Here is an 11,739-nt window from a genome sequence, read left to right as displayed (position 1 = left end):
CAGCCTGCAGATGCAATAAAAAATGCATCCGGAGGATATCCTACTATAGCTGGTTCAAATCATACTAGAACTAATTTTGTAATACAAATCCCCACATACACATTTGCTAATGGAACATTGTATTACATAGCTGTTTCTGCTTATGGAACTAATGATCTAGTAGATAAAAAATATATAGAAACCCCAATAAGTACAATACTTCCTGTAGTTCCTAGACCAGAAGGTACGGGTAATGGAAATGCACTAACTGCTAATGGAAATAATGTTGGCAACATAGCAGGAGGAACAGTTACAGCTTCTGTAGGATGGGGTGTTCAATATTTTGGATATCAGACTAATTTTAATGCTGTAGTTATTGTTACTAATAATAATGATGCTGCTTTTGATACTGATGCTGTATACTCTGTTAATGGACTATATATATTTAAACAGAATGGCGGAAATGGATTAGCTAAAATATGGATAACTTCTTCCACCGCTTATCAATGGGCTTATCAAGCAGATGCTTCTCAGTGGTGGGGAATTTAAAAAACATATAATGTTCAGACTAAAGCATACATAAATAATAATAATCTATAATAAATAATTAACCATAATTAAAACATCAAGATAAAAGGTTACGATATATATTAAAAAAATTAATGTATATACTTATTTCAATAATCCATTTTTAATTATGATATTACATGTATTTTTTATATACATATCAATATGGTTAATAATCTTTTATTACTAATATCAGTTCTTTTTATATTTAATTGTATAATATAATTATTTTGATAATTAAAACCGTAAATACAAAAGGCTAGGGGGTATAAGACATATTTAATAAATTAATATAAAGCTTATCAGAATAATATATTTTCAAAATATTTTCATACATATCAATAGAGGCTATAACTTTTTCAAGTCATAGCCTCTATCTTTATATACTATATCCCACTTGTCTCAATTATAATCTTGACTGCTTATTTTTCCAAGCTTTTATAGTTTTTTCTACCTCATCTCTTGAATATGAAGTATTCTTAACTATTTCTTCCAGCTTCCATCCTTGCTGATACATCTTAATTATAAACTCTTCTTTCTTAGTGTCTACTTTAGATGCTTTCTTAGCAGTCCCTTTAGCTCCATTGTCTGACATATATTTATCAGCATTATCAAGTAAAGTTTCTAAATATCTAACAAAATATTCAGCTCTTTCTAGATTCTTAACTATATTCTTATCATAGTCATCATATTGATTCTTCATGCGTGTGAGATTTTCTCTCTGATTCTGTATAACTTCTATGATAACATTAAGTTCTTCTAACTTAGAGATAAACAATTGAACTTTCTTATCATTTTTCTCTATTTTAGCCATATCTCTCTCTAAAGAGTAAACCTTATCCATGAAGTTCTTTCTAGTATCTTCTACATCAACCATAATAGCTTTTATACTATCAACTCTCTCAAGTATGGTTTCTGTTTCTATCTCTGCCTTTCTTATCTGTTCTAATATATCATCAGCATATTCTTCCTTATCTTTAATGAATGAAAGTTTATTCTCTATTTGAGATGCTATATCAATAACAACCTGTATGCCTTCTTCTGTATGTTCAAGCATAGTATTATTTTCTGCTATTTGAACAAATCTATCTTGAATATCACTTGACATTTCCATAAGCATATTTACTTTATCTTGAGTATCTTTCAAGCTGCCTTTTTCTTTCTTGATATTTTTAGCATACTCTAATATTTCATTATGCATTTTCTTCAAGTTTTCAAACTCAGATATAGTTTTAGTCATATCAGCTGTTGTAGCCTTAGTCTCTTCAACTAAACCATTTAATTTTTGAACATCATCTTTTATAGAATCTGCAACTTCTTTAGCATTATCAAATACTTTTACAGTATTCATATATTTTTCAATACTTGAACCTATATCATCTATTTTTGCCTTAACAGTATCATATTCTAAAGAGATATCATTAGTTTTCACTTCAAGCATTTTATCAATAGATTCAACAGCATCATTTAATTTTAATTTCAAATCCTCTGTTCTATTATCAAAATCTTTAAGTATAACATTTGTTTTTTCATCATAACTTAAATTAATGCTCTCAAGTCTAGCATCTATCTCACTTGAATATTTAGCAACATCCTCTTCTAATGCAGAAACAATATCTTTCATGCTGGTAATTCTTTGATCGTACTCATCTAAATTATCGTTATGAGATTTTATTATTTCCTCTTTAGCAGCATGTATATGTTCTCTAGCATCATTCATAAGAAGAGATAATGTCTGCTCTAAATTAGAATTAAGTCTAGCAATATATTTCTCATATTTTTCATTTGCTGCTTCTTCTATAGTTTGAACATTCTCTTCTATAATATTATTTGCTTCAGCAATTCTAACATTAATAGCTTCAGATATAGTATCTTTTAACGCTGTCAATGATTCAGAAAGTCCTTCATAATGAGCTTTCAAAGCCTCAAATTCAGAATTCTTTTCTTCCAATAGATCATTCATTTTGCTTGAAACATTATCTATTATAGTATCAAACTCTACAACTTTATTTTCTATTGTAGATTTTGCAGCCACAGATAATTCTTCTAATCTAGCATTGAATTTTTCACCTTGAGCTTCTATATCTTCAGAATATATATCTATCTTATCTTGTAATTCCAAAGCCTTCTCTTCTATAATATTTTTTAATCTCTCTATAGAAGGAGTAAACTCATTCTGTAAATTATTCATTTGCTCTTCAACTTCTTCAAGCTTTTCTTTATTATTTTCTACGGAAGCAATAAATTCATCTTTTATACTCAAAGCCTGTTTCAAATCAGCAACTACATCTTCAACAGAAGTACTTATTTGAATTTTAGTATCATCCAATTCAGCATATAATGCTTCTATCTTATCATTATATTCTTTATAAGCTTCTTCAAATAATTTTGAGAAATCTTCATGATTTTTCTCTTGTCTGTTAGTATAGAATTTCTCGGTAGTTAAGTACATCTCTTTTAACTTAGCAACCTCTTCTTCATGCATTGATTTTATTTCATCAATAGCCTTTTCACCCTCTACACCAATAGACATTTTCAATTCGCTCATAAATTCTTCTTGGTATGTATCTATTTTCTTTTTAAAGCTGCTTATATTATCCTCAAGCTCTTTATTCATATTATTGAAGGCATTAGTAATTTTATCATTAATATCATTTTCAATACCTTCTATAGCACTTCTAACATCTGAGAACTTTTCAAACTTCTTCATTTCATTATTTATGAAGTTTTGTACAGTAACCATTATATGAGGAGTTAAATTCTCTGTTTCTCTTACTACAGATTCATTAAATGAAGAAACCAAGTTATCAATAGATTCTTTAGCTTTACCTAAAGTACTATTATTTTCAGATATTATTCTATTTTCTAATGAATCTATATATTCTTCAGCTTCTTTTACTTTACTGCTGAATGCAGCTTCTTTCTCAGCTATTTTATTAGCAGCAATATTAGCAGCTTCAACAACAGCACTTGTCAAGCTGTCAATTTTATTACGTATGTTAATATCAGAATTTTTAACCATATCCATTAAGGCTTCTCTTTCTCTGCGTACAGTTTCTACCTCTTGAGATATATGTTTCTGAGACTGACTTAACATTCTAAGTTCATTTTCCTGCTCTTTTATATTAGCTTTTATAGTATTAACCAAAGAATTAATATCATTTTCTGCATCATCTATTCTACTTATTATGCCTTTAACTTTATTATTTTCTAATTCTTCTATTTCTCCTTTTGTACTCTCTACTTTTTTATTGATATCTAAAAGCATATTAACAGCTTCATTTCTTAAGCTATCAACTTCAGAAACTATAGCATCTTTATAGAATTCTTTTATTCTATCAGCAGAAGCATAAGCATCTTCAAAATGTTCTATTCTAGCTTCAATGCGTTTTCTAAACTCATCATTAGATTCTTCGAATACTTTTATTATATCATCTCTAAATGAATCTGTAAGATATCTTAAATCTGTATCCATAGAATCGTTTTGTATGCTTTCAAACATTTCTACTATCTGTCTTCTCTCATCTTCAATCATAGAAACAACTTCATCTCTATTTATCATATCAAATGAGATTCTATTATTAAGAGCTTCTATACTATCAAGCATATTTATTTTTTCCTGATTAAATCTGCTCATAGTTTCATCTTGTTCTTTTATGAGTTCTACTATAGATTTTCTAAAGTTCATAAACTCATTTATAAGTCTGTTTTTATCACCCTCAATAGAATTTAAAGCCTCATCAGAATATATGCTTCCTGATTCATATTTAAGTTTAATATCATCTATTTCAGCCATTAATCTGTTTCTTTCAGCTTGTAAAATCTCGGCTAATTCTTTGATATTTACCATTCTGTCATTGAATTCATTTCTGAATTCTGCCATTTCTCCGGATATATTCTCTTTATATCTCTTAATACTTTCTGAGAAATCCTGCTCTAAAATTTGGAAATCATCTTTAATTCTAGCACTATACTGCTGTGCCATATTTGCCAAATCATTATTAGTAGGTACAGAACCTAATATCTCATCTCTCAAAGATACAAACTCTTCTTTTAACTCATCTTTAAGAGTTTCTTTTTCCTCTAAGAATATTTGTCCCACATTCTCTATAGTAGGCATATCTCTTAGAATTTCCTCTTTCATCTCTAAGAGTTTATTTTCAACAGATTCCTGCTCCTTAGATAATACTTCGGCAACAGCATCTATAGTAGAGTAATTCTCTTCTATATTTTTCTTAAATGATTCTAAAGCCTCATTAACTCTAGCTCTCTCATCTTCTATCAATTTTTCTACATAAGAAGAATTAACTTTTCCAGCTTCAACATTTTCTGCAACTTCTTCTTTTGTATTCTCTATAGAAGTGCTTATGTTCTCTTTATAATTTTCTATAAGTTTTTCTATTTCCTCTTTAGATAAAGACTCATCTTTCAAATTAGCTATTTCTTTTCTTATCTCATCAAATGAAGATTGTAAGTTAGCTTTCTCTGTATCTAAAAGATTATTCAAATTATCTAAATAATCTTTCTTAACAGCATTAAATTTTTCTTCAGCAGATATATATTCAACTCTAACTGCAGATTTGAAATGATCTAACTCTTCTATCAATTTTGCTTTTTCTTCTTCAAACATTTTAGCAAAATTCTTGTTATCTACTTGATTATTAAATAGCTCATTTTTGAACTCTTCAAATTCATTATCTCTTTCTGCTTTTTCAGCCACAAATAAATCTGCAATCTCATCTATATTTGGAACAGAGTTAATTATCTTATTCTTAAACTCTTCAAAGTCATTTATAAGCTGCAAGTCTTTTTGAGATACCTCTTTTGATATTCTATCATAAACTTCTTTCTTTAATTCATCTATAGTATCAAGAAGCTCTCTCTTATCTTTAGCCAATTCATTAGAAAGTTTTAATGTATTAGTATTGAGTTCATTATTTATCTTACTTATATAAGATTCTAATGCTTTTATTTTTACATCAACACCTTTATTAGAACTGTCTATATCATCTTTAATAGAATTAATATTATCCTCTATATATCCTAAAGTTTGTTTTTCTTCAGTTTTTAATGCATCATGAAGATTAATAACTTTAGATTTAACTTTATCTTCATAATCATTTAATATAGAATCCAATTTGTCTTTATATCTAGCAATATCAGAACTTAAAGAACTATGACCGCTTTCCACATCTTTTATTCTATCTTCAAAAGTATTAAGATGTATTGAAATATTAGCTATTTCTTCCTCTAACTTAGAATCAAGTTCTAATTCTTTATTAGTTATATCTTCTTTTAAAGCTTCTATCATAGAGATAATATCAGAATAATTTGAATTATCTATTATAGATTCTTTAGCTTTTTCTAAAGTATCATTGATAGAATCAAGATTTACATCTTTCCAAGAATTTAAATCTTTCTCCATAGAATCAATTTTGTTTTTAAACTCTATGAATGAATCATTAAATTGAGATTCTAATTCCTGTTTTAATATTCCGAAGCTTTCAGCGATAGTATCTCCGTATAGTTCTGTAAATTTATCCTCTTTAGACCAAGTATCCTCAAAGAATTCCACACGTTTTTCAAGTCTGTCTTTGAATTCTTTTGTATCATTTTCTATGCTGGATGTTAAATCATCCTTAATAGATATTATACTGTCGTTGAAATTATTAAATATATGATCTAATTTATTTTCTAATTTAATAATCTCATCTTTATTAGCATAAGAATTAGGTAAAGAATTCATCAAGTTACTTATCTCTTTATAAATATCATTCTTACTATCATTTATCTTATCTTCTAATTTATTTAAATGAGATAACTGAGGTATAACTGTTCCTTTAAATAATTCAAAACTTTCATTCAAATCTTTAAAGTCATTATATATATCTAATATAGCTTCCTGAGTTACAGTATCATCATTAGAATCATTCATACTGTTAAATGTATTCTTGAACTCTTCTAACTCTTCAGAAAGTCTTATAACCTCATCATTTAAACTTGTATCAACATCTTTAAACTTATCTTTTATAGAAGTTATATCATTTTCTAAATCTTCTATTTTAGAGAAATCCTCTCTAAGATTATTAAATGACTCTTCTAATCTGTCTCTTTCCTTAATCAAATCATCATAATTATGATTATCTCTAATAGAAGCAATTTCATCTTTAAATTCATCTATTCTATCAAATATCATTGACTTATATTCTAATAAAGAAGATTCTAAATGAGATAAACCATCTTCATTATTATTTATTTTAGCTGACAATGTCTCTAACACATCATCTATAGCAGATTGTAAATGAGATTTTTCATTATCAATAAGATTAGATACATTTTCAGAAGCAGAATTTAATATATCATCTTTTAATAATGCAAAAGAAGTTTTTAATTCTTCAATCTCTTTCAAAAGCAATTCTTTTTCATTAATATGATATTGCATTATATTATTTCTATCTAATACAGCATCTTTTATCTCATCTATTGACTTATCAAAATCTTTGGTAATACTCAAATACTTATCATCTATCTCTTCTTTTACTTTATTTATTTCTTCTATAAGGGATAATTTAACATTTTCTATATCCTCTAATATATTTGTTACAGAAGATATTTTATCGCTGTATTCCCCAAACAATGATAATATATGTTCATTATTAGATATAAAATCACTTACTTGAGATTTGAATCTTTCATCTATATTAGATTTGAAATCTTCAAATTCTGATGATAACTTAGATATAGAATTATTAAGTTCTTCTTTATCTAAATCTATTCTATCAAAAATATTCTTAGCTTTATTTTCTAACTGAGTATTTACTTCTTCTAAAGAACTTTCTATAGAATTAAGTCTGTTAGAAATATCTGCCAAACCATCAGCATCTACATTTTCTCTAAATGAATCATATAAACCTAATAATTCATTTCTTATATCATCAAATGAAGCTGCCTGTTTATTCTTAAGTTCTGTTTCATAAGATGTTATTCTTGAAACAATTTCACCTTCTTTATTAGCTATTAAATCATTAATCTGAGATTCCAAGCTATCTACAATATCTCTGAATTTAGAATCAGACTCTTCTATCATCTTAGATACAGCATTTGTTATGCTTTGATTCAAATTATTGAATGAATCATTTATCATTATATCCAAGTTATATTTATTTTTCTCAAGCTCTTCAAGTCTTTCTTTTATATCAGCATCAATTTTAGAAGAATATTCGTTTAGATAATTATCTATATAGCTCTTATTAGTATCAACCCTTGCTTTCTCTATTTCTATTTTCAAGTTGTTTGAATATTCATCCAATGCATCTCTGTTGCTTTCATAAACAGAATCAAGCATTTTAGAATAATTTTCATAATTATATACTATATTTCTGCCTATATTCTCTAAACTTTTTATTACAGATTCCTTCTCTTCTAATCTATAGGATTCTATGTATTTTACTTCCTCTTCATATTTATTAACAGCATCAGCTATCATATTATTAAATCTATTAACATCAGCTGTCAATCTATCTTCTAAATCAGAAAGTCTGTCATTAACAGAGAATAATTTTTCCTCAAGACGAGTATTTATTTCACTTTCTTTTCCAAGTATTTCCTCTTTAATAGAAGCTATCATTTTAGCTATAATACCATTCTTTTTATCTTTAGAACTTTCTATAAAGCTATCAATGTTTTCTCTAGCTTCTTTTAATTGATTCAACAGAATAGATAAATTATCATCTTTCCAAACAGACAAGTTGCTTTCTATATCATCAACTTTACTTTGAATATTAGAAAGAAGATCAGATTTAAATTTATCAACTTCCGGTCTTATAGCATTTTCATAAAGTTTTAACACCTTATTAGGATCAGCCCAAGTATCTTCAAAATGAGAAACTCTCTTATCTACTAATTCCTTAAAGTCTTTATTTCCTGCTTCTAATTCATCGTATAAAGAGTATAATTTTTCTCTGTCATCATCAAATAAGTCTCTTGAAACTGTATTATCTTCAAGTGTATCCAACTTATCTTCTAAATTATATTTAAATTCAGATAACTCTTCAAATAATTTGTCAACATCATTTCTTAGAGAAACATCAACTCCATCTAAATTACTTTTTAATGTATAAACTTCATTTTCTAAATCATAAAGTCTTTCAAAATCTTCTTTGAATGAATTAAATGTTTCATCTAATCTGTTTTTCTCTTCCTCTAAAGCCTCTAAAATATCATTATTTTTAAGTTCATCCAATTCATACCTAATTGTTTCCATATTTTCCAATATAGAATTCTTTTCATCAATTATGGCATTTTTGAACTCTTCTAAATCAGAATTAGAGCTTTCAAATTTTTCCAAGATATCATTTGTAAATGTATTAAATAACTCTTCAAATTTTTCTCTTTCTTTTTCAAATATAGAAGGTATATCCTCTCTATTCGCTTTTAATACATCATCTTTGAAAGTAATGAAATCATCTCTCAATTTTTGAAGCTGTTCATTATTTAATACAACACTCTCAATATTAACAAGTTTATCATCAAAAGATTTTCTTAAAGAATCATATCTTTCATTAACATTTGATATTCTTGAATCTATTTTTTCATGTAAATCTTTTATCTTATCTTCAAGTCTGTCTAAATAATGATTATTTTCCAATTCATATATTTTTTTCTCTAATATATCATATTTATCTTCAACACTAAGCAATTTAGTATCTATTCTTCCATAGAAATCTTTAACCTTATCTTCTATTTTGTATATATAATTTTCTCCATAAACTACTTCATCTACTTTTTTCTCTAAAGATTCTATAGTATCAGACATTCTTTGATTTGCTGTATCTTCGAACTTAGATATTGATTCATTGAATTTATTTTCTAAATTCTCGAATGAATCTTTAACCATATTATCTAATTCTGTTTTAACTTCATCTAATACATTCATCTTATCAGATACTTGAGACTCCAATTTATCTGAATGTTCTTTCAAATACTCATCAATAACAGTCTTAGATTCATTCAATCTATTTTCTAAATTTTCAAATGAATCTTTAACCATATTATCTAATTCTGTTTTAACTTCATCTAATACATTTATCTTATCAGATACTTGAGACTCTAATTTATCTGAATGTTCTTTCAAATATTCATCAATAACAGTCTTAGATTCATTGAATTTATTTTCTAAATTCTCAAATGAATCTTTAAGCATATTATCTAATTGTATTTTAGCTTCATCAAGCACATTCATCTTATCAACTATTTGAGACTCTAATTTATTTGAATAATCTTTTAAGTATTCATCTATGCGGTTTTTCTCACTAGATAAATGTCTCTCTTCAGACTCTTCTCTTGCATGCTCTATTTCATCTTTTATAGAATTAGAATATTCTTTCAATGAATTAAGCGAATTATCATAAACTTCATTTATAAGTTTAGAATAATTTTCATAAGAAGCTTTTATATCTTTACCTACATTATCAATATCATCTAATAATCTGTTATTTTCATCCAATCTGTAATGTTCTATATTTTTGATTTCTTCATTATATTTAGATACAGCATCATTTACCATACTATAAAGTTTTTCTAAATTAACGCTTATATCATCATTCAATTTAGAATCTATAACAGATAATCTATCCTCAATATCTTTTATTTTACCGTCTATAGTTTCATAAACATATTTTTCTTTTTCATCTATTTTTGATAATAAGTTATTTACTATTTCTTCTCCTTTAATTTCTGAATCATTCAAATAATTAGATATGCTTTCTCTAGCTTCTTCTAACTGTTTAACTAATTCATCAAGATGTCCGTCTTTCCAAGAAGATAAACTATTATCTATAGATTCAATTTTATCTTTCAAATAATTTATAGAGTTTTCAAATTTGATTTCATTGTCATTTCGTATATTATCTAATTGTTCTCTTATGTCAGTAGAGAATATATTTTTCAATTTACCGCTGTCTGACCAAGTATCTTCAAAATATGCTATACGTTTTTCCAATCTGTATCTAAATTCTTTATTATCTCCTTTTATTTCATTGAAAAGTTTTGTTAATTTATCTTTTTCTTTATTGAAAAGATTTTCTATAACTTCATTATTTTTAGTATTTGATGTTAATTCATTTTTAATTGATGAAAGTCTATTTTCTAATTCTTTTTTCTCATTAGAAATTGTGTTCTCTAATTCAGAAGATTTAGTAATAGTGTCTTCTATCTGATTTTTAACATCATCTATACTTGAACTTAATTTATTAACATTAGTAGTTAGTATATTCAATTCCACAGAATATTCATCTAAATCTCTAACTATATCATCTTTTATTCTATTTTCAAAATCAGATAATCTGTCAGATAATGCTTTTACTTCATCTTTCAATATTACATCAACATCAGACATATTTTCTTTCAATTGATACAAATTGCTTTCCAAGCTTTCTAATTTAGCAAAGTCTGCTTTGATAGCATTAAATGAATCTTCCAATGCTTTTTTCTCTAAAGATAACTGTTCTATTGTATTATCTTTTTTAGCAGTTTCTATTTCAGATTCTAAATTATCTATTTTCTTCAATAAGTCTAGTTTATCAGAAGAAATTATATCTTTTAATCTATTAACTTCCTCATCAGAAATATCAACTCTTTCAACAATAGCACTTGTAAACTCTTCAAATACTTTCTCTATTTCATTTTTCTTTTCTTCAAATAGAGTAGGTACATTATCATTAAATTTCAAAACAGAGTATTTGAAAGATTCAAAATCATCTTTCATGCTTTCTAATCTTTCCATTAAAGATTTTTTCTCTTCATTATGTAATGATATAAGCTCATCTCTGTCTATTATAAAATTTTTGATAATATCAATAGCATCATCAAAATCATTGCTCAAATTATTATGCTTATCTTTTACAGAATTAAGCTCTGATTCCAATTTATCATTTACTACTTTTATCTGCTCATCTAAAGCCTTCATATACTTTTTGAACAATACAGATTCTGTTTCTTTCTCTAATTTTTCTATAGCTTCAATAACTTTATCGCTAGTCTCATTTTCAAATCTGCTTATAGCGTCATTAAAGTTAGTTTCTAAATTATCAAAAGAAGCTTTTACCATATTATCCAATTCTTCTTTTGCTTCATTAAGAACATTAATCTTTTCTGAAAGCTGTTCTTCCAACTTAGATGAATAATCTTTTAAGT

2 protein-coding genes are annotated in these 11,739 nt (G+C 26.3%); one reads left to right on the top strand and one right to left on the bottom strand.

The window, feature by feature from the left end:
- The coding region (locus Q0J90_RS14590; protein ID WP_297278604.1) for a hypothetical protein at window positions 1–528 on the top strand (528 nt) is incomplete at its 5' end.
- 424 nt (window positions 529–952) lie between these two features.
- Here the strand turns inward: Q0J90_RS14590 and Q0J90_RS14585 are convergent.
- The gene (locus Q0J90_RS14585; protein WP_367173897.1) at window positions 953–11,716 is read right to left on the bottom strand and encodes a hypothetical protein; all 10,764 of its coding nucleotides are present in this window, start codon (window positions 11,714–11,716) and stop codon (window positions 953–955) included.
- Window positions 11,717–11,739: the final 23 nt, after the last annotated feature.

It is taken from the genome of uncultured Brachyspira sp., assembly GCF_944390595.1.
Taxonomy (GTDB): domain Bacteria; phylum Spirochaetota; class Brachyspiria; order Brachyspirales; family Brachyspiraceae; genus Brachyspira.
Note: the sequence above shows the minus strand (reverse complement) of the source record. Positions and strands in the feature narration are given on the sequence as shown.